We start from the raw sequence: 20,372 nt of genomic DNA, 5'->3' as shown, positions 1-20,372 counted from the left end.
GAATATTGGAGGCCTCGATGAAAATCGTCGACATCCGGACCTTCCTGATGCACGCCGGCGCGCCCAGCCTGAAAAGCTGGGCCTCGGACGGCTCGTTTGGCGCACAGCACTTCTCGAAGAACCTCACGGGCAGCCGCAACTGGCTCTTCGTCAAGATCGTCACCGACGAGGGCATCACGGGTATCGGCGAATGCTCGGGCTGGCCGCGTGTCATCGCAACGGCGATCCAGGACCTGACGCCGCTGCTCGTCGGTGAGAATCCGGCCCATATCGAGCGGCTCTGGCAGAAGATGCAGATCGCGATCATGGGCCACGGCATGACCGGCGTCGTCGGCGCCGGTGCGATGACCGGCATCGACATGGCGCTGTGGGACATCAAGGGCAAGGCGCTGAACACGCCTGTCTGGAACCTGCTCGGCGGCAAGCTGCGCGACAGGATTCGGATCTATGGACACGCCAACACGCCCGAGACGGCGCTGTCGCTGAAGCAGCGCGGCGTCACCGCGATCAAATGCGGCGGCGTCTCCGATCCCGTCAGGAAAGTCGCGGCGCTGCGCGAAGCGGTCGGCGCCGAGATGGACATCGCCATCGACCTGCATGGTCCGCCCTGGCTGACCCCGGCCGACGCGACGCAGCTCTGCCGCGCGCTGGAACCCTACCGGCTGATGTGGGTCGAGGATCCGATCGCGCCCGACAATCTCGACGGTTATGCGCGCATCCGCAACCATTCCTCGGTCACGCTGGCGGCAGGCGAGCGCATGGCGACGATCTTCGGCGAGCGCGACCTGATCGAGCGCGACCTGATCGATGTGGTGCAGCCCGATACCGGGCGCGCCGGCGGCATCACGCAGATGAAGAAGATCGCGGCGATGGCCGAGGCGCATCACATCATGCTGGCGCCGCATTCAGGCTCGCTCGGGCCGGTCGCGGAATACGCTGCCCTGCATCTTCTCGCGAGCTGTCCCAATGGCCTCGTCCTCGAGCGCATCGAGGATGACTGGGAGGGCCGGGCCAAGACGGTCATTCCCCATCCCGTTGCGCGCGACGGCTATATCGAGGTTCCCGACCGTCCGGGGCTTGGCGTCGAGATCGACGAGGATTTCGTTGCGCAATGGCCGAGCGAGATGAACGTCTCGATCCCGGTGACGGAAGGAGCCGGCTCCTACGCCGAGGGCACTTTCCGTGAACATGTCTATGTCCAGACCCGCTGGAAGCGCGGCGCCTATTTTTCGGAGAACTGAGCCCATGAAGATCGAGCGCCTGCGGGCGTACATGACCCGCGACAAGGACCGTCCGCGGCTCGTCATCGCCATCGACACCGATGACGGCCTGACCGGCTGGGGCGAATGCTACAACCACGGCCCCGACAAGGCGCTGCAGCCGCTGCTCGACTATCTCTTCGGCTTCATCAAGGGGCATGACCCGCGCCGGATCGAATATCTGATCCAGTATCTGATGCAGCAGTGCCGCTTTCCGCCGGGCGCGCTGGGCCTGGCGGCGATCTCCGCGATCGACCATTGCCTGTGGGACATCTCGGCCAAGGCGCTCGACGTGCCAGTCTACCAGCTCCTCGGCGGCCATGTCCGCGACCGGGTGCGCGTCTATGCCGGCGTCTACACCGCGCCCGATCCCGCGATCGCACGCGACGAGTTCGATGCGCTCAACGAGGCCTGGGGATTGACGGCCTTCAAGCTCAGTCCCTGGCGCATCGACATGCACGCCCATCGCTGGGGCGAGGTGGTGCGCGCCAGCGCCGAGTATTTCCGCGGTCTGCGTGAGACCGTGCGCGCCGATTACGACATCGCCTTTGACGCCCACGCCAAGATCTTCGAGGTCGGGCAGGCGATCCAGCTTGGCAATGCATTGGCGCCCTACGACCCGCTGTTCTTCGAGGAACCGCTACGGCCCGAGAATTTCGAAGCCTGGGGCGAACTGAAGAGCCGGCTCGACTGCACGCTGGCGACGGGTGAATCACTCTACAGCCGCTACGAGTTCCTGCGCCTGCTGTCCGTCAGGGGCTGCGACATCATCCAGCCCGACATCTGCGTCGTCGGCGGCCTGCTGGAGATGCGCAAGATCGCCGCGATCGCCGAGGCCCATCATGTCACGGTCGCGCCGCACAACCCGATGGGCCCGCTGGCGACCGCCATCAACCTGCATTTCTCGGCAGCGCAGCCCAATTTCCGCATCCTCGAATATCGCCTGCCGCACGGGCCCGGTTACATCTTCGGGGATGGCAGCGGCGACGCCAACACCAAGGCCGACCGCTCGCAAGGCGCCTGGTACGTCAAGGACCCATACCTGCCCAAGGACGGCTATCTCGACTTGCGGCCCGACCGCCCGGGCTGGGGCGTCGAGATGGATATGGAGGTCCTTGGCAAGGAAGATTATGTGCATTGGGAGCGAAAGGTGCCCCGGCGGCCCGACGGCTCCACTGCCTACTGTTAGGTGCGTGTGCGGCTGTGTCCGCGGACGCAATGCGGCTGCGGACGTCTTGACATCGCCCTCGGCATCGTCGATTTCCGTTGGCGATGCGGGTGTAGCTCAATGGTAGAGCAGCAGCCTTCCAAGCTGAATACGAGGGTTCGATTCCCTCCACCCGCTCCAGCTTTCGCCAAGCTCGGCCGCCGCTCCAATCAGGGTGTTGCCTGATCGCCAGTTCGGCGGTCGGGCGCGATGCTTCACCGGATGATTTGTCTGTTCGGAAGCTATGTCGGGACGGCTGGTCCAACGGCCTATGACCGGCGCGGCAACGACAGATGGACCAGGGCGCCTGCGCGACCGTCCGATCCTCAAGATCCCGCTTGCCGAATTTGTACTCTCCGCCATTCGGCCCTGGACGACAACTGCCGCAAGGAGGGCTTGTCAGACACCGGCGGGTCATGCAGCTTGTTTGTATACAAATGAAAGGCGCGCTGTTGCCCTGCAAGCGAGCCGGAAGCCTGGCTGGTGCGGATGGACGCTGGAGTTGTGCATAGGGCGGCTTGCGGCGAGGACGCGCCCGCATGACGACGCCGTCGCCGATCAGGCTGCGCGTCAACGGGGCCGAGCATGTCGTCGAGGCCAGGCGCAGCGTCCCGCTGCTTTATATCCTGCGCAACGATCTGGCCCTGAATGGCCCCAAATATGGCTGCGGGCTTGGGGAGTGCGGCGCCTGCGCTGTCATCGTCGATGGTGTCGCGGCGCGCGCCTGTGTGCTGCCGGCGGGGATCGCGGAGGGCTGCGAGATCGTCACGCTCGAAGGGCTCGGGACGGCGGAAAAGCCGCACCCGGTCCAGCAGGCCTTCATCGCCGAGCAGGGCGCGCAATGCGGCTATTGCCTCAACGGTATGATCATCACGATCAAAGCCCTGCTCGACCGTAATCCCGATCCCGACGAGGCGGAGCTGCGCGAGGAGCTGCGCTATAATCTGTGCCGTTGCGGAACCCATGTCGAGATCATGCGGGCCGCGATGCTGGCGGCCCGTCTGGTTCGCGCGTCGCGGAGTGCGCAGCCGTGAACGGTCTTAAGCCCGGGGCGCTTTCCCGCCGTGAATTGCTAAGACGCAGCGGCGTGCTGGCCGTGGTGGCGCGCAGGCCGGGCACGGCGGACAGCGAGGCGCCCGAGGATGCGTTCGACCTGCATCTCTGCCTGACCGACGACGGCGGAATCTATGCCTTCAACGGCCATGTCGATCTTGGCACCGGCATCCGCACGGCGCTGGCGCAGATCGTCGCCGAGGAGCTCGACGTTCCGGTCGAGGCCGTGACGATGGTGCTGGGCGATACCGACGATGCACCCGATCAGGGACCGACGATCGCCAGCGAGACGATCCAGGTCACCGCCATGCCGTTGCGGATCGCGGCGGCGCAGGCTCGCGCCCATCTGGTGCGGCTGGGAGTGAGCTATCTCTCCGTCGCCGAGGCGGAGCTGACGACTTCGGATGCGATGCTGCGGCCGACCGGTCCGGGTGCGCCTGTGCCCTATGCCGAGCTGCTGCGTAATGTCCGCATTCATCTGCCGCTGGCGGACGAGATCGCGTTCAAGCCCGTCTCCGAGCATCGCGTCATCGGCGTATCGATTCCACGAGTGGACATCCCAACGAAGGCGAGGGGGCAGTTCGTCTACGTTCACGACGTGCGTGTACCGGGCATGCTGCATGGCCGCGTGGTGCGGCCGCCGTATTCGGGCATCGATGGCGGGGAGTTCGTCGGGCGTTGCTTCGAATCCGTAGATGAGGCGTCGGTCGCGCATATCCCGGGGCTTATCGCCGTCGTGGTCGAGGGCGATTTCGTCGGTGTCGTCGCCGCGCGTGAGGAGGATGCGGCCGACGCCGCCGAGAGCCTCAGGGTGTCGTGGAAGCCCTGGGCGGTCGGGGCCAGGCTCGGCGATCTTGAAACGGCGCTACGTGCGCATCCGTCGCAATCGCGCGTCCTCGTCGACGAGGGCGATGTCGATGCGGCGCTGGCGGCGGCGGTGAAGCGGATCGACCGGACCTATGTCTGGCCCTACCAGATGCATGGCTCGATCGGCCCGTCCTGCGCTGTTGCCGACGTGCGCGAAGACGGCATCACGGTCTGGTCGGGGACGCAGAATCCCTATCCGCTGCGCGGCGATCTCGCCCTCCTGACCGGCTTGCCGGAAGAGGCGATCGCGGTCGTGCGGGCCGAGGCTGCCGGCTGCTATGGCCGCAACTGCGCCGACGATGTCAGTGCCGACGCTGTCCTGCTGTCGCGGGCGGTCGGGCGGCCGGTGCGGGTGCAATTGACCCGCGAGCAGGAGCACCTCTGGGAGCCCAAGGGCGCGGGCCAGCTCATCGACGTCTCGGGCGCGCTCGGGCCCGGCGGATCGCTCTCGGCTTATGATTTCCAGACGCGCTATCCCTCCAATGCAGCGCCGACGCTGGCGCTTTTGTTGACGGGCAAGGTCTCGCCCCAGCCTGCGACGCTGCAGATGGGCGACCGGACGGCGCGTCCTCCTTACGACTACGAGAACATCCGCGTCACGGTGCACGATATGGCGCCGATCGTGCGGGCCTCCTGGCTGCGCGGCGTCTCGGCGATGCCCAATGTCTTCGCGCATGAGAGCTTCATCGACGAACTTGCGGAGGAGGCGGGCGAGGATCCGGTGGCGTTCCGGCTGCGCCATCTTACGGATCCGCGCGCGGCGGAGTTGACGAAGGCGACGGCGGAGCGGGCCGGCTGGCAGGAGCGAGTCGGGCCTGCCGTGCAAGACGAGACGGAAATCGTGCGGGGCAGGGGCTTTGCGCAGGCGCGCTACGTCCATGGCAACTGGCCCGGCGTCGGGGCGGCCTGGTCGGCCTGGGTCGCGGAGGTCGCGGTCAACCGCTCGACCGGCGAGGTCAACGTCACCCGCGTCGTCGTCGGCCAGGACACCGGCATGATGATCAATCCGGCCGGGGTGCGCCACCAGATCCACGGCAATGTCGTGCAATCGACCAGCCGGGTGCTGCGCGAGGAGGTCGCGTTCAGCGAGACCACCGCGGTCGCGAGCCGCGAATGGGGCGGCTATCCGATCCTGACCTTCCCCGAACTGCCGGCGATCGACGTCGTGCTGATGGACCGGCAAAGCGAGCCGCCGATGGGGGCGGGCGAGTCGGCCTCCGTGCCCTCGGCAGCGGCGATCGTAAATGCGGTCTATGACGCGACCGGCGTGCGTTTTCGCGAATTGCCGCTGACGCCGGAGAGGGTGCTGGCGGGGCTCGGCAGGCCGTTGCTCGCCAGGCCGCCTGAGCCGACGAAGCCGCCGGGTTGGTTCAAGCGGTTCGGCTGGCTCGGCGGGCTGTTCGCCGGCCTGACGGGCCTTGCGACCGTCGCCTTGCCGATCCGGCCTGCTATCGCGCCGATCCCACGGCCCGACCCGTCGGCCTACTCGCAGGCGACGATCGAGCGCGGGCGCGTGCTGGCGGCGCTGGGCGCTTGCGCGGTCTGCCATACGGCGCCGGGCGGCGCGGCCTATGCCGGCGGGCTGGCGCTGGAGACATCCTTCGGAACGGTGATGGCGACCAACATCACGCCCGATCCGGAGACCGGGATCGGTTCGTGGTCCTACCCGGCCTTCGAGCGGGCGATGCGCGAGGGCGTGCATCGCGACGGGCGCCAGCTCTATCCGGCCTTTCCCTATCCGAGCTTCACCAAGACGAGCGATGCCGATCTGCAGGCGCTCTACGCATTTCTGATGGCGCAGCCGGCGGTTCGGCAGGTCAATCCGGAGACAAAGCTCGCCTTTCCCTTCAACCTTCGGCCGCTGATGGCGGGCTGGAACCTGTTGTTCAACCGGCCCGGCCCTGTCGCGGCGGAGCCGGCCCGGTCGGAGGCGTGGAACCGGGGGCGTTATCTCGTCGACGGGCTCGGCCATTGCGGCGCCTGCCATACGCCGCGGAACGTTCTCGGAGCCGAGCGCAGCGGCGCGGCCTATCTTGCCGGGGGCGTTGCCGAGGGCTGGGACGCACCGGCGCTGACGCGGCTGTCGCAGGCGCCGATCCCGTGGAGCGAGGAGACGCTGTTTGCCTATCTGCGCCACGGCGTCTCGCCGCATCATGGCGCGGCGGCGGGGCCGATGGCGCACGTCGTCAAGGAACTCGGTGCGCTGCCCGACAGCGATATCAGGGCGATGGCGAGCTATCTCGGGAGCGTCAACGATCCGTTGCCGGCCGCTGAGGCTGCGGCGCGGGCAACGCAAATCGAGACGCTGACGGCGTCAGCGGCGCATCCGGCCCAGACGCCGGCGGCCCGGCTCTATGACGGCGCCTGTGCCTCCTGCCACGAGGCGGGGCGCGGCGCGGTGACGCTCGGTGCCGGACCGCCGCTCGGGTTCAACAGCAACCTCCACGCGGACCGGCCCGAGAATTTCCTGCAGGCGGTCATGCACGGCATCGCCGGAGGTGCGCGGCCGGGGCAGAACGCGATGCCACGGTTCCGCGATGTGCTCGACGACCGGCAGATTGCCGAACTCACCCGCTATGCGCGCCAGCGCTTCGCGCCGGGCCGGCCGGAGTGGCGCGACATCGAGGCGGCGGTCGCGAGGGTGCGGGCCGGCGGAGGTTGAAGGGCAGGGGGTCTCCCCGCTTGTTCAATACCGAATTGCTCGATGCTACGCTGGCGGCTTGGCCAGAGCGTCCCGCAGGGCTTCGATATGCAGCGCGGCGGCCTTCATCGCCTTGCTTTCGATGGCGCGATAATGCGCCACGATCTCGCGGCCGAGCGGTGTCAGATGCGCGCCGCCGCCCTTAGCGCCGCCCGGCGCGGCTTCGACGAGGGGCGCGCGGAAGATGCGATTGAGGTCGTCGACCAGCAGCCAGGCGCGGCGATAGGACATCTTCATGGCGCGGCCGGCGCCCGAGATCGAGCCCATCTCCCCGATCGCCTCCAGCAACGCGACCTTGCCCGGACCAAGACGGCCTGCCGGGGGCAGATCGACCCGAAGACTGATCATCGCCGAGGGATTGTGCAGCCGGCGTTCGGGCATGGCGGCATCCTTTGCGTCTCGATGCTTCGCGGGGGCGAGTGGTTTCGCAGGGAAGTGCTCAGGGGGCATCGATCGAGACGCTCTTGATCACGGCATGGACGGTGACACCCTTAGCCAGTCCGAGCGTATCGACGGATTTGGCGGTCAGGCGGGCAAGGAGACTTTCTCCGCCGCAGTCGATCAGCAGCTCCACGGCGCCACCCGGGCGGCGCGCGCCGATCCCGGCGATGGTGCCGGGCAGGATGTTGAGGGCGCTGACCCCAACCGGGGAAGTCAGGCTGATCAGCACGTCGCTGGCGAGGATGCGGACGCGGACGGTCGCGCCGATCGGCATCATGCTGCGCGCCACATGCAGGAGGCCGGCACGTGTCGCCAGCGTGGTCAGGCCGTAGGCTTCGTCATGGCCGGCGACACGGCCCTCGATGATCGAGCCAGCCTCGGCCGCACCCGAAAGACCCGCGACGTCTAGGCGCGACATCACCTCAGCTGTCGGGCCGCAGGCGGTGACACGGCCCTGGTCGACGGTGACCAGCGTCGTCGCCAGCCGCGCCACCTCCGTGACCGAATGCGAGACATAGACGATCGGTACGCCGGTCTCGTCGCGCAGCCGCTCGATATAGGGCAGGATCTCGGCCTTGCGGGCCTCGTCGAGCGAGGCCAGCGGCTCGTCCATCAGCAGCAGGCGCGGATTGGCCAGCAGGGCGCGGCCGATCGCGACGCGCTGCTTCTCGCCGCCCGAAAGCGCGCCGGGCCTGCGTTCCAGCAGATGGGCGATGCCGAGCAGGTCGAGCACGCCCTCGAGGTTGCTGATGGTCCTGGCATCCCGTGGCGAAAACCAGCGTCCGAAAAGAAGATTCCGGCGCACGCTGAGATGCGGAAAGAGCCGCGCTTCCTGGAAAACATAGCCGATGCGGCGCTCATGAACCGGGACGAAGATGCCGGCCTGCGTGTCGACCAGCACCTTCCCGTCGACGACGACGCGCCCCTGCGTCGGCGCGATCAGGCCGCTGACGATATTGACCAGAGACGTCTTGCCTGCGCCCGAGCGGCCGAACAGCGCGGTCAGCCGGCCAGTCGAGGTGAAAGCCGCATCAAGCTCGAACTGGCCAAGGCGGTGCTGAACCGCGATTTCGATGACGGGGCTCATTCGGCGGCGATTCGCCGTGCGACCAGGCGCGCCAGCCATTCGGAGACAAACAGCGCCGTGACCGAGATCGCGATCGAGATCAGTGTCAGCCGCATGGCGCCGGCATCGCCATCGGGAACCTGAGTGAAGGTGTAGATGGCCGAGGGCAGGGTCTGGGTCTCGCCGGGGATGTTGGAGACGAAGGTGATGGTGGCGCCAAACTCGCCCATCGCCTTGGCGAAGCACAGGATCATGCCCACCAGAATGCCCGGCAGGCAGAGCGGCAGCGTGACCACCAGAAACACGTAAGCTGGGTTGGCGCCCAGCGTACCGGCCGCATCCTCGAGCTTGCGGTCGACCGCCTCGATCGAGAGCCGGATCGCGCGCACCATCAGCGGGAAGCCCATCACCGCGCTCGCCAGCACGGCGCCCGTCCAGCGGAAGGAGAGCACGATGCCGAACCAGTCATGGAGGAAGTGTCCGACCGGCCCACGGCGGCCGAACCAGATCAGCAGCAGATAGCCGGTGACAACGGGCGGTAAGATGAGCGGCAGATGGACGACCGCGTCGAGGATCGACTTGCCCCAGAAGCGGCCGCGCGCCAGCAGCCAGGCGACGGCGAGGCCGAAAGGCAGGCTCGCCAACATGGCCGTGGTCGCGACGATCAGGCTCAACCTGACCGCCGTCCATTCCTCGGGAGAGAGCCAGTCGCTCACGTTGCCAAAGATCTAGGAGGCATTCGCAGCCTTGTTGAGCACCGTGAAACCCTGCCTCTCGAAGACGCCCCTGGGACCGGGGCCACGCAGATAGGTCAGGAAGCCAGCCGCGTCGGGATGGGTCGAATCCTTCGTCACGGCGACGGGATAGAGGATCGGCGGATGCGAATCCTCCGGGAAGGTCGCCACGATCTTGACCTTCGGGTCGGCGGCGGCGTCGGTGGTGTAGACGATGCCGAGCGGCGCCTCGCCGCGCGAGACCAGCAGCAAAGCGGCGCGGACATTGTCGGCCTGCGCGACCTTGTCCTTGATCTTGTCCCAGCCGCCGAGCTTCTCCAGCGCCGCCTTGCCGTATTTGCCGGCCGGCACGGAATCGACATTGCCCATGGCGAGACGGCCGTCGCCGAGCGCAGATGTGAGATCGACGCCCGGCGCGAGCGTGACGGCGGCAGCCGAATCCGACGGCGCGATCAGGGCGATGCGGTTCGCCAGCAGCGTGACGCGGGTCTCAGGTCTGATCAGCCCCTTGCCGGCCACGTAGTTCATCCAGTCGAGATCGGCGGAGAGAAAAAGATCGGCCGGCGCACCCTGTTCGAGCTGCCTGGCGAGCACATTGCTGGCCGCATAGGAGATCTTCGGAGCAGGCTTTCCGGTCTCCCTGGCCCAGGCGGCCGCGGTCTCGTCGAGCGCGTTTTTAAGGCTGGCGGCAGCAAAGATCACGAGGTCCCTGGTCTGTGCCCGTGCAGCCCCGATCGCGGGCGCAAGCCCGACCAGAAATGCGGCTGCGAGCCCTATCATCGACCGGCGCTTCACCATCGTCCACGGCTCCCCGGATTTGCTTTCGCTAGATATGACTGAATATAACGCTTGCGTCGATCGGTCGAGCTTTTGTCGAGGCGTCGCCGACCCGGATCGGCGTCGGCTCAGGCTTTCGTTCCGGTCTGACGGGACTCGAGCGCCATGCATGATCGTCGCCGCGCCCTGTTTGCCGGCGACTGTCAAAACCATGCGATCTCGCATAGTCATGTTGCGCCTTTCGCGCCACCGGACCCGATGCCGCCGCCATGACACTCACCGATATCGCGTCGCGGACCTATAATCACGGCTGGCGGCTCGACCCGATCATCCGAAGCCTGCTCGACACGGATTTCTACAAACTGCTGATGCTGCAGATGATCCGGAGCTTTCATCCGGAGGTGCAGGTCACCTTCTCGCTGATCAACCGCTCGAAGCATATCCGGCTCGCCGACCTCGTCGACGAGACCGAATTGCGAGCCCAGCTCGACCATGCCCGCTCGCTGCGCTTCACCAAGAAGGAGCTGATCTGGCTCGCCGGCAACTCGTTCTATGGCAAGACGCAGATGTTCTCGCCGGACTTCATCGCCTGGCTCGCCGATTTCCGCCTGCCCGACTACGATCTGCGCAAGGTCGATGGTCAGTACGAGCTGCATTTCGAGGGGCCATGGACGCATTCGACGATGTGGGAGGTCCCGGCGCTCGCGATCATCAACGAGCTTCGGGCGCGGCGCGTCATGGTCGGCCAGAAGCGTTTCTCGCTCGACGTGCTCTATGCCCGCGCCAAGGCCAAGATGTGGGACAAGGTCGAGCGGCTGCAGAAGCTGCCCAATCTCAGGCTCTCGGATTTCGGCACGCGCCGGCGCCACGGCCATCTCTGGCAACGCTGGTGCGTCGAGGCGCTGAAGGAGGGGCTGGGATCGGCCTTCACCGGATCATCCAACATCCTGCTTGCGATGGATGCCGATCTGGAGGCGATCGGCACCAATGCGCATGAACTGCCGATGGTGCTGGCGGCGCTTGCCGAGAGCGACTACGAGTTGCTGCGCGCGCCCTACCGCGTGCTCGACGAGTGGCGACAGGTCTATGGCGGCAATCTGCTGATCGCCTTGCCCGACGCCTTTGGCACGACGAGCTTCCTGCGGCACGCGCCGGACTGGGTCGCCGACTGGACGGGCTTTCGGCCCGACAGCGCTCCGCCGATCGAGGCCGGCGAGGAGATCATGGCGTGGTGGCGGGCCAAGGGCCGCGATCCCCGCGAGAAGCTGCTGGTTTTCTCGGACGGGCTCGATGTCTCAGCGATCGAGCGCGTCTACCATCATTTCGACGGCAAGGTCCGGATGGCCTTCGGCTGGGGCACGGACCTGACCAACGATCTCGTCGGCTGCTCGCCGGACGGGTCGCGGGCGCTAGACCCGATGTCGCTGGTCTGCAAGGTCTCGAAGGCGAACGGGCGGCCTGCGGTGAAGCTCTCCGACAATCCCGAGAAGGTTTCGGGCGCGGCCGATGTGGTGGCGCGGTATCGGCGGGTGTTCGGAGCCGTGCAGCATTAGCGCGTCGGCGGTTGCGTTGCGCGACGATGCACGTTTAGGATGCATCCGGGGGGTGTGTCGTGCAGCGTCGTCAGTTCATGATGTCGGGCGTTCTGGCGATGGCCGGCGCCTTCCAGACTGGCGCGCTGGCCTTCGAGGCGCCCGATTGCGCGGCATGCGCGCCCAGCGATTCCGCACGGTTCAAACCATCCCTGCTGCTTGCCCTGAAGAACAGATCCTATGTCGCGGAATTTGCCGCAAAAGCACGCGCGCAGGGCAAGCCGGACGCGAAGTTGCTCCACAAGACACTGGTGGCGGACGTTATCGTCGTGCCGGTCGAGGACCGTGCGAGGATCTCGCGTTTCATCGCCGTCGGAGACGGCCGGACATTCGGGATGAGCGACAAGGATGTCTTCGATGCGGCCTTCAAGAACCTGCTGAATCGGGCGACCAGGGTCGCTGTTCATGATCTGGGACCTGTGCGTGCGCTGTCGTTCGAGGCCGACTACAATGCTTCGTTGCTTCTGGTGCGAGACGTCTGGTCTACCGTCCCCGACCTGCCGGCAAACCTCGTCGTCGCGGTGCCGGCGCGCGACATCGTCGCCTTCGGCGACGGCAACGATCCCGATGTCTTGAGGCGGTTGCGCAGCATCGCGACGATGCCGACGGATGGCTTTCCGATCACGAGGCGGCTCCTCAGGCGCATCGACGGGCGCTGGAGCGTGGCGGAATAGGCAAGGCGTTGCTGACGGTTTTCCGCATCAATTCCATATGAGGCGGCGGCTCGCGCTGGGGCTACGCCGCTCTCGGGAGCGAAGCGCCACGGCTGCGGCGCCGATGTTTATGTCGGAAAGTTTCCTCAGGATAATCCAGGCCGTCGTCCGGACCTTCTAGTGTGTTAAGTCCAGCGCGCGGCTGGCAAGGCTCTCATATTGGCGCTGCTTGTCGAGCCAGTAGTCTTCCGAGGTACCCAGCGAGATATCGAGCTGGCGTGACATCGCCGGATCGATCGGTTTCTTGCCGGCTACGATGTCGCAGAGCGCGCGCTGGTCGAATCCCCAGATCATGGCAAATTCAGCGGCCCCGAAGCCCAGAGGCTGTAGCCATTCCTCGCTCAAAATCTTGCCCGGATGCTGCGGACGCAGGCGCCTGTAGTTCATCTCTTCGCTCCCCGATCATGAGAGTGCGGTGCAACGATGAGAAAAGGAAGGCTCAAATGACGTAGAGGCATTTGAATTTCGTCTTGTGTGTTGATAACTGCACATCAGCACGTCGCCGATGTTCATGACGCCAAGCATCGCGCCATCAGGTTTCATTCGTGCCTGTCCATTGCATCAAATTTTAAGCAGTCGGGTCAGACTTGACCCTGCGCTCCCGAACAGTTCGGCAGTGCCGTTGTGTTGCCGTTCCGCAAGGCAGCGCCGACAAAACAGGTCGGGTCCGGTATTGGGCCGGATACATTACGGTGAGGGACGTCCATACACGTAAGCGGTCGGCACCAGCCCGGCCCGATCCCGATCGGTCGGAGATGCGGGAGCAAACCTTGCGTCCCCGCTCAAAACACCCTAATGCGACCGCGCTTTCGGAAGGCCTCGTCGGGCCGTTGTCAGGAAACAGGTGTCATGGCCAAAGAGAAATTCGCGCGCACGAAGCCGCATTGCAACATTGGAACGATTGGTCACGTCGACCATGGCAAGACGTCTTTGACGGCTGCGATCACGAAGGTTCTGGCGGAGTCGGGTGGTGCCACGTTCACGGCGTATGACCAGATCGACAAGGCCCCCGAGGAGAAGGCCCGCGGCATCACGATCTCGACCGCTCACGTCGAGTACGAGACGGTCGCGCGCCATTATGCTCACGTCGACTGCCCCGGTCACGCCGACTATGTGAAGAACATGATCACGGGTGCGGCGCAGATGGACGGCGCGATCCTGGTGGTGTCGGCGGCCGACGGCCCGATGCCGCAGACCCGCGAGCACATCCTGCTGGCGCGCCAGGTCGGCGTGCCCGCGCTGGTGGTGTTCATGAACAAGGTCGATCTCGTCGACGACGCCGAGCTGCTCGAGCTCGTCGAGATGGAGATCCGCGAGCTTCTGTCGAAGTACGACTTCCCCGGCGACGACATCCCGATCACCAAGGGTTCGGCCAAGGTCGCGCTCGACAATGGCGACAAGGTCATCGGCCATGACGCGGTTCTGGCGCTGATGAAGACGGTCGACGAGTACATCCCGCAGCCGGCGCGTCCGCTGGACCTGCCGTTCCTGATGCCGGTCGAGGACGTGTTCTCGATCTCGGGCCGCGGCACGGTGGTGACGGGTCGCGTCGAGCGCGGCATCGTCAAGGTCGGCGAGGAAATCGAGATCGTTGGCCTGAAGGACACGGTCAAGACGACGGTCACCGGCGTCGAGATGTTCCGCAAGCTGCTCGACCAGGGCCAGGCCGGCGACAACATCGGCGCTCTTCTGCGCGGCACCAAGCGCGAGGACGTCGAGCGCGGGCAGATCCTGTGCAAGCCGGGCTCGGTCAAGCCGCACACCAAGTTCAAGGCTGAGGCCTATATCCTGACCAAGGAGGAGGGCGGTCGCCACACGCCGTTCTTCACCAACTACCGCCCGCAGTTCTACTTCCGCACGACGGACGTGACCGGCGTGGTGCATCTGCCCGAGGGCACGGAAATGGTGATGCCGGGCGACAACATCGCCATGGAAGTGCACCTGATCGTGCCGATCGCGATGGAAGAGAAGCTGCGCTTCGCCATCCGCGAAGGCGGACGCACCGTCGGTGCAGGTGTCGTCGCAAGCATCATCGCCTGATTCAAGGATCGGCTGCAAAGCTCTGAAGGGGCGGCGGAAAGCCGCCCCTTTTTATATCTGCGACGACGCTGCTGCCGTTTTCGACTTGAAAAGCCGAGCCCGTTAAGGCAAACCACCGGCGACTACAGGGGTGTAGCTCAGTTGGTAGAGTACCGGTCTCCAAAACCGGTTGTCGTAGGTTCGAGCCCTACCGCCCCTGCCAGTCCCTGCGGATGACCGCAGAACGCGCCACCCTCTCATCCGCCCAACCGGCGTGAGCGCGATTTCAAAACGAAACAGCTATTCGGCTTTTGCGCAGCTGCGCTAAGCTCCGGCCCGAACAGTCCGCCAAGAGGGTGGATCAAGCCGGAGAACGTCATGCGTCCGATCTTTGCCGCCGTCGCGGTCCTTGCCGGCTTCTGGTGCTGCTCCAGCGCGCAGGCCGACGAGATCAGGGTGTTGACGGCGGGTGCCTTCAAGCCAATCATCCTCGCCACCGCAGCCGAATTCGAGAAGCAGAGCGGCCACAAGCTCGTCGTCGACAACGACACGGCCGGTGCATTGCTGCGGCGGATCAGTGAGGGCGAGGCTTTCGATGTCGCGGTCCTGACGCCGGCTGCCGTGAACGACCTCGTCGGCAAGGGGAAGATCGCCGCCCGGACGACCGCCGATCTCGCCCGTACATCCGTGGGCGTTGCGGTCAAGGAGGGCGCCGAGCGTCCCGACATCGCGACGGTGCCCGCGTTCAAGGCCGCGCTGCTGGCCGCGCGCAAGGTGGCCTATATCGACCCGGCTGCAGGAGGCTCCAGCGGCATCTACTTTGCCAAGCTGCTCGAAACGATGGGCATCGCCGACGCGGTCAAGGCCAAGGCGGTTCTGGTGCCCGGCGGTCTCGTGGCCCAGCGTCTCGTTACGGGCGAGGCCGATCTCGCGATACATCAAATCAGCGAGATCCTGGCTGTGAAAGGTGCGATTCTGGTCGGGCCGCTGCCGGCCGAAATCCAGAGCTACACGACCTATACCGGCGGCCTCGCCGCCTCCAGCGCGCAAGCCGAGGCTGCGGGCGCTTTCCTTAGCTTCCTGCGCGGCGACGCTGCCCGGCGCATTCTCGCGGAGAAGGGCATGGAAAGCGCCGCGAACTGACCGGCACCGCCGTCTTCCCCGAGGCGCCGCAAAAGAGGCTTGGCTTAGCCGTCCCGGCCATGTATTACGCTCACCGAAACGGCGCGCGGCTCCCTGAGCCCCGCGCCGCGAATGTTTCAGGACGGCCGATTCGGCGTCGCGGCTTCAGGTTCGCGTCGCGATTTTCGGAACCCGAGGTGACTTACGAATGGCGAATACCAACCCCTTCAGCTTCCTGCAGGCGGTGCGCACCGAAGCGTCCAAGGTGACCTGGCCGTCGCGGCGCGAGACGCTGATCACCACCGGCCTCGTGCTCGCCATGGTCGTGGTTTCGAGCCTGTTCTTCCTCTTTACCGACACCATCATCCGCTGGTCGCTCGGCCTCATCCTCGGCGCCCGCTGAACGGAATCAGACACGTGAACACCCGCTGGTACATCGTCCACGCCTATTCGAACTTCGAGAACAAGGTCGCGCAGTCGATTCGCGACCAGGCGGCGCAGCGCAATCTCGCCGACAAGTTCGACGAGGTGCTGGTCCCGACCGAAAAGGTCGTCGAGGTCCGACGCGGCCGCAAGGTCGATGCCGAGCGCAAGTTCTTTCCCGGCTATGTGCTGGTGAAGTGCGAGATGACCGACGAGGTCTACCATCTGATCAAGAACACGCCGAAGGTCACGGGCTTCCTGGGCGCCGACAAGGCCAAGCCCATGCCGATCCCCGAGACCGAGGCATTGCGGATCAAGGGGCAGGTTGCCGAGGGGATCGAGCGGCCCAAGCCGACGGTCACCTTCGAGATCGGCGAGCAGGTCAAGGTCGCCGACGGTCCGTTCGCCTCGTTCAATGGCGTCGTCGAGGACGTCGATCATGGCCGCGCCCGCCTCAAGGTCGCGGTCTCGATCTTCGGCCGCGCCACGCCGGTCGAGCTCGAATACAGCCAGGTCGAGAAGCTCTGATCCTCGACAGATCGAGCGCCTCACATTCGCGTGGGATGATGGTCCGTTAACCATCTCGAAAGCGGATTGACCGAACGTCCACGCCGATCATCTGGCGTGGACTGAATGTTTCCCAAGAGCTTCAAGGCAACCGTCGATCAGCGGCTCGTGCTCTGGGGATGTCTCCTCGGATTGCTGGCCGTGTTGTTCGCCGCGACCGAGATCATCGGCGCCCGCCGTATCGACGGCTTTTCCAGGCAGATCGCCAGCAACGTCGCCGCGTCGGCCGAGATGGTGCGGACGAACGCGGTTCACCGGCGTCTGAGCGAAAATGCGTTTTTCAGCAGCGATGGCCGCGCCGCGGATCTGCGTGAGCTCCTGTCCGTTACGCAGCGTCTCACCGCTTCGCTCGAAGGCGATGCGCGGGACAAGGCCGTGAGTGCCACCGATGCGCTGCGCGCGCTCTCGCGGGCGGCTGCGGGCGAAGCCGGTTTCCGCGAGGCGCTCGGCCATGCGACGAAGACGCGCGAAGCCTTGCATGAGGCCATCACTGAGAGCCTGTCGAGCCTCAGCGGGCGTCTGGCCTATCATCTCGACAATGCGCGCCAGAATGCGATCCTTTTGGCGGTGCTCGGCCTTTTCATCGTGCTGCTCATCGTCTCCTTTGAATATCGCTGGCTGGTGCGACCGGTCATCGGCATGGCGCGGGTTCTGAGGCCGGGCCAGGAGCGCCAGGACTGGCTGAGCCGGACGGCGCTGCGTCGTGACGAGATCGGCACGCTCGGCCGGGCCCTCCTTGCGCATCTGCGCCAGCAGCGGACGCAGCAGGAGGCGGCGGCGACGCGGCTTTCGACGCTGTCCGAGCAGATCGCGCATCAGGAGCGGATGCAGGCGCAAAGCACTGCCTTCCAGGCCCGCATCGCAAGGATCGCCTCAGTGCTCGAAGAGCATGCAGCCCGCATGTCGAGCGCATCGGGGGAGCTTGCCGGCCTGTCCCAGTTCGTCGATGAGCATGCCGGCGCGGCAGCCCGGTCGACCGGGCGCGCCTCTTCCCATGTCGATGATGTCGCCCGCTCCGTCGCGGAGGTCTCCGTGCTGCTGGCCAACACCGCCGGTGAAGCGCAGACGACGTCGCGCGTGGCCGAGGCCGCGAAAACGCTGGTCGCCGCCGCCGCTGCCGACAGCACCGCCCTGGCGAAAGCGGTGCTGGGCATCGACCAGGTGATGGACATCATCCAGGTCGTGGCCAGCAAGACGAACCTGCTCGCGCTCAATGCCACGATCGAGGCGGCCCATGCCGGCGAGGCCGGTCGTGGCTTCGCGGTGGTGGCAACCGAGGTCAAGCAGCTGGCGAGCCGGACCGCGACGGCGACGGACGAGGTCAGGATCGGACTGGCGGCGGTGCGCTCGGCTGCGGACGGCATGTCGGCCCGGGTCGGGGCGCTGGTCTCTGCCGTCGCCGAGGTCGATCGCGCGGCTGCCGCGATCGCAGGTCTCGCCCGGCGCCAGGAGACAAGTTCGCAGGATATCAGCGTCAGCACGGAAAAGACCGCCGACGATGTGCGCCTCGCCGCGGAGCAGGTGCGGCAGGTCGCGGGCATGGTCGAGAACTGGCGGCGCACCGGCGAGGTCGTGACGCTCGCCTCGGCGGATCTCGACCGCCAGGCGGTCGAACTGCGCGAAGCGGTCGGCGGCTACATCTTCGATACGCAGCAGGCAGTCTCATGACGATGACGGTGGTTCCGGAGCCGCAGATGCCGGCCCGCATGACGGCGGCGTCCACCGTGCCGATGGTGCGCGCCTTCCCACGGGTGTCGGTGGTCCTGCACTGGCTGATCGCCGTGATGGTGCTGGCGATGTTCGCCAGCGGCGTCATGATGAAGCAGATCGGCGAGGGGGCTCTCGCCGATCAACTCTACACCTTCCACAAGACGAGCGGCGCGAGCATCCTCGTGCTGGTGATCGTCAGGCTGATCTACCGTGCCGCGGTGCATCTGGCCGGGCGCTGGAGCCCGGGAGCGGGCAGCCGTGGCGTCCATGCCGTTTTGTATCTGGGGCTGATCCTGGTGCCGCTGCTGGGCTGGGCCGGCATTTCGGACTATGGTGCGAGGGCTGTCTATTTCGGACTGTCGCTGCCGGCGATCTGGCCGGAAGGGGCGGGATATGACTGGTGGCTGTTCAAGAGCCACGCCGTGTTGGCCTTCCTCCTCGTCGCCTGTGTCGCGATCCATATCGGCCTGGCGCTCGGCGACTATATCGAACGCGGCGGCAACCGGGCGAGTTTCCCTGCCGAGCCGCGCGAACCGGACAATAGTGCTTCCCCTGCCGGCCCGGATATGCCATAGCCCCGGCCTCACATGCGTGGGAGGTATGCCGGTTCGCCAACCGGAGCTTCATGCCGCACCACGCTCTGCAACCACCCTGGTCCGGGACACGCAATGTCCGGGCAGGGTCGTCGTCGTTCCGATAGGCATCGGGGCAGGCGACAGGAGCAGCCATCATGGCAAAGAAGATCACGGGCTACGTGAAGCTTCAGGTTCCGGCGGGCGCGGCAAATCCGTCGCCGCCGATCGGTCCGGCGCTGGGTCAGCGCGGCCTCAACATCATGGAATTCTGCAAGGCCTTCAACGCGAAGACTGCGCAGATGGAAAAGGGCATGCCGATCCCGGTGATCATCACCGCGTATCAGGATCGCTCCTTCACCTTCGAGATGAAGCAGCCGCCGGTGTCCTACTGGCTGAAGAAGGCTGCCGGCCTGACCGCGGGTTCCAAGACCCCCGGCCGCGGCGGCAATGTCGGCAAGGTCACCGCCGCCCAGATCAACGAGATCGCCGAGAAGAAGATGGCCGATCTCAACTGCGATTCGGTCGAATCCGCCTCGTCCATGATCAAGGGCTCCGCCCGGTCCATGGGCCTGGAAGTCGTGGGCTGAGGGGAGCAATCATGGCACATATCGGAAAGCGCGTCGTCAAGGGCCGTGACGGCATTGACCGCACCAAGCTCTACCCGCTCAGCGACGCAATCAACTTCGTCAAGGAGCGCGCCACCGCCAAGTTCGACGAGACCGTCGAGGTCTCGATGAATCTCGGCGTCGATCCGCGCCACGCCGACCAGATGGTCCGCGGCGTCTGCAACCTGCCCAACGGCTCGGGCCGAACCCTGCGCGTCGCCGTGTTCGCACGCGGTGCCAAGGCGGAAGAGGCTAAGAAGGCCGGGGCCGACATCGTCGGTGCGGAAGACCTGGTCGAGATCGTCTCCAAGGGCACGATCGAGTTCGATCGCTGCATCGCGACCCCGGACATGATGCCGCTGGTCGGCCGTCTCGGCAAGGTTCTGGGCCCGCGCGGCCTGATGCCGAACCCGAAGGTCGGCACTGTCACCATGGACCTGACCACTGCGGTCGCGGCCTCCAAGGGCGGTTCGGTCGAGTTCCGCGTCGAGAAGGCCGGCATCGTCCATGCCGCCGTCGGCAAGGTCTCGTTCACGGCCGAGAAGCTGGCCGAGAATATCAAGGCGTTCGCCGACTCCGTCGCCAAGGCGAAGCCCGCCGGCGCCAAGGGCACCTATGTCCAGCGCGTCGCGATCTCCTCGACCATGGGCCCGGGCGTCAAGATCGAGCCCAACACGGTGATGGGCGGCTGAGCCATTCAGCGCGGCCGGCCTCATGCCGGCCGCCAGCCACCCTTGATCTCCCGAGATCAAAACACCACTTGGCAGAGGCAGGCTGAAGCGTTAAGACGCAGGCCTGTTTCCATAAGTGATGTGGGCTCCAGCGTGCTTGTCACGAGGGGGTCCGTTTCGCGTTTTTTGGCGGTTCGCCGCCGAAAGATGGGTTTTTCGTGGCATGGTTCGCTTTGTTCCAGGCCAGAATCACCCAGTCCTGTCTGAGAC

General features: G+C 65.9%; 19 protein-coding genes and 2 tRNA genes. 16 read left to right on the top strand and 5 right to left on the bottom strand.

What is annotated here, in order from left to right; genetic code table 11:
* The first annotated feature begins 17 nt into the window (after nt 1–17).
* The 5 genes from AXW83_RS08770 (at nt 18) to AXW83_RS08750 (ending at nt 7,048) form a co-directional block, all read left to right on the top strand.
* A complete protein-coding gene (locus tag AXW83_RS08770) occupies nt 18–1,241 on the top strand; it encodes a mandelate racemase/muconate lactonizing enzyme family protein (protein ID WP_066620149.1) in 1,224 nt (407 codons plus the stop codon).
* A gap of 4 nt (nt 1,242–1,245) precedes the next feature.
* Nucleotides 1,246–2,448 carry a mandelate racemase/muconate lactonizing enzyme family protein gene (locus AXW83_RS08765; protein ID WP_066612390.1) on the top strand — a complete coding sequence of 401 codons (1,203 nt, stop codon included), beginning with the start codon at nt 1,246–1,248 and terminating at the stop codon, nt 2,446–2,448.
* Between the two features lie 85 nt (nt 2,449–2,533).
* Nucleotides 2,534–2,607, top strand: a tRNA-Gly gene (locus tag AXW83_RS08760).
* A 398-nt stretch (nt 2,608–3,005) separates the two neighbouring features.
* Nucleotides 3,006–3,500, top strand: a complete 495-nt coding sequence (locus tag AXW83_RS08755) for a (2Fe-2S)-binding protein (protein WP_066612389.1) — start codon at nt 3,006–3,008, stop codon at nt 3,498–3,500.
* The gene (locus tag AXW83_RS08750) at nt 3,497–7,048 is read left to right on the top strand and encodes a molybdopterin cofactor-binding domain-containing protein (RefSeq protein WP_066612388.1); all 3,552 of its coding nucleotides are present in this window, start codon (nt 3,497–3,499) and stop codon (nt 7,046–7,048) included. The genes AXW83_RS08755 and AXW83_RS08750 overlap by 4 nt, the downstream gene beginning before the upstream one ends.
* Nucleotides 7,049–7,093: 45 nt before the next feature.
* Here the strand turns inward: AXW83_RS08750 and AXW83_RS08745 are convergent, their stop codons facing one another.
* The 4 genes from AXW83_RS08745 to modA all read right to left on the bottom strand — a co-directional run bounded on the left by AXW83_RS08745 (nt 7,094) and on the right by modA (nt 10,126).
* Nucleotides 7,094–7,468, bottom strand: a complete 375-nt coding sequence (locus tag AXW83_RS08745; protein ID WP_082767026.1) for a winged helix-turn-helix domain-containing protein — start codon at nt 7,466–7,468, stop codon at nt 7,094–7,096.
* A 58-nt stretch (nt 7,469–7,526) separates the two neighbouring features.
* Nucleotides 7,527–8,615, bottom strand: coding sequence for a molybdenum ABC transporter ATP-binding protein (gene modC, locus AXW83_RS08740; protein ID WP_066612387.1), 1,089 nt, complete (start codon nt 8,613–8,615; stop codon nt 7,527–7,529).
* Nucleotides 8,612–9,241, bottom strand: coding sequence for a molybdate ABC transporter permease subunit (gene modB, locus AXW83_RS08735; protein ID WP_236841935.1), 630 nt, complete (start codon nt 9,239–9,241; stop codon nt 8,612–8,614). Before modB ends, modC begins: the two co-directional genes overlap by 4 nt.
* 81 nt (nt 9,242–9,322) lie before the next feature.
* On the bottom strand, nt 9,323–10,126 hold the full coding sequence (gene modA, locus AXW83_RS08730) for a molybdate ABC transporter substrate-binding protein (protein ID WP_066612370.1): 804 nt from the start codon (nt 10,124–10,126) through the stop codon (nt 9,323–9,325).
* Nucleotides 10,127–10,374: 248 nt separating this feature from the next.
* Between modA and pncB the strand changes: the two genes are divergently transcribed.
* Nucleotides 10,375–11,658 (top strand): nicotinate phosphoribosyltransferase, encoded by a 1,284-nt coding sequence (gene pncB / locus AXW83_RS08725; protein WP_066612367.1) that lies wholly within the window; start codon nt 10,375–10,377, stop codon nt 11,656–11,658.
* Between the two features lie 59 nt (nt 11,659–11,717).
* Entirely contained in the window at nt 11,718–12,371 is a 654-nt protein-coding gene (locus AXW83_RS08720; RefSeq protein WP_066612365.1) for a DUF1444 domain-containing protein, read from the top strand.
* A gap of 156 nt (nt 12,372–12,527) precedes the next feature.
* Here the strand turns inward: AXW83_RS08720 and AXW83_RS08715 are convergent, their stop codons facing one another.
* Nucleotides 12,528–12,797: a HigA family addiction module antitoxin gene (locus AXW83_RS08715; RefSeq protein ID WP_066612363.1), complete on the bottom strand. Its 270-nt coding sequence runs from the start codon at nt 12,795–12,797 to the stop codon at nt 12,528–12,530.
* 462 nt (nt 12,798–13,259) lie between these two features.
* Here AXW83_RS08715 and tuf point away from each other — a divergent pair, with 462 nt between their 5' ends.
* From tuf to rplA, 9 genes are all read left to right on the top strand, one after another.
* Complete coding sequence (gene tuf / locus AXW83_RS08710; protein WP_066612337.1) at nt 13,260–14,450, top strand: elongation factor Tu; 1,191 nt, start codon at nt 13,260–13,262, stop codon at nt 14,448–14,450.
* A gap of 126 nt (nt 14,451–14,576) precedes the next feature.
* Nucleotides 14,577–14,652 (top strand) — tRNA-Trp (locus AXW83_RS08705).
* Between the two features lie 155 nt (nt 14,653–14,807).
* A complete protein-coding gene (locus tag AXW83_RS08700; protein ID WP_066612361.1) occupies nt 14,808–15,572 on the top strand; it encodes a molybdate ABC transporter substrate-binding protein in 765 nt (254 codons plus the stop codon).
* A gap of 187 nt (nt 15,573–15,759) precedes the next feature.
* The gene (secE, locus tag AXW83_RS08695) at nt 15,760–15,954 is read left to right on the top strand and encodes a preprotein translocase subunit SecE (protein WP_066612359.1); all 195 of its coding nucleotides are present in this window, start codon (nt 15,760–15,762) and stop codon (nt 15,952–15,954) included.
* Nucleotides 15,955–15,968: 14 nt separating this feature from the next.
* Entirely contained in the window at nt 15,969–16,502 is a 534-nt protein-coding gene (gene nusG / locus AXW83_RS08690; RefSeq protein WP_066612357.1) for a transcription termination/antitermination protein NusG, read from the top strand.
* A gap of 105 nt (nt 16,503–16,607) precedes the next feature.
* Nucleotides 16,608–18,209: a methyl-accepting chemotaxis protein gene (locus tag AXW83_RS08685; RefSeq protein WP_066612355.1), complete on the top strand. Its 1,602-nt coding sequence runs from the start codon at nt 16,608–16,610 to the stop codon at nt 18,207–18,209.
* Nucleotides 18,206–18,826: a cytochrome b gene (locus AXW83_RS08680; RefSeq protein ID WP_066612353.1), complete on the top strand. Its 621-nt coding sequence runs from the start codon at nt 18,206–18,208 to the stop codon at nt 18,824–18,826. Before AXW83_RS08685 ends, AXW83_RS08680 begins: the two co-directional genes overlap by 4 nt.
* Nucleotides 18,827–18,981: 155 nt before the next feature.
* Nucleotides 18,982–19,413 (top strand): 50S ribosomal protein L11, encoded by a 432-nt coding sequence (gene rplK / locus AXW83_RS08675; protein ID WP_066612352.1) that lies wholly within the window; start codon nt 18,982–18,984, stop codon nt 19,411–19,413.
* An 11-nt stretch (nt 19,414–19,424) separates the two neighbouring features.
* Nucleotides 19,425–20,123: a 50S ribosomal protein L1 gene (gene rplA, locus AXW83_RS08670; RefSeq protein WP_066612350.1), complete on the top strand. Its 699-nt coding sequence runs from the start codon at nt 19,425–19,427 to the stop codon at nt 20,121–20,123.
* Nucleotides 20,124–20,372: the final 249 nt, after the last annotated feature.

Origin of the sequence: Bosea sp. PAMC 26642 (genome assembly GCF_001562255.1) — a bacterium.
In the GTDB taxonomy this organism is placed as follows: Bacteria; Pseudomonadota; Alphaproteobacteria; order Rhizobiales; family Beijerinckiaceae; genus Allobosea.
The sequence above is the reverse complement of the archived record's forward strand: the minus strand, read 5'-3'. Positions and strand labels throughout refer to the sequence as shown.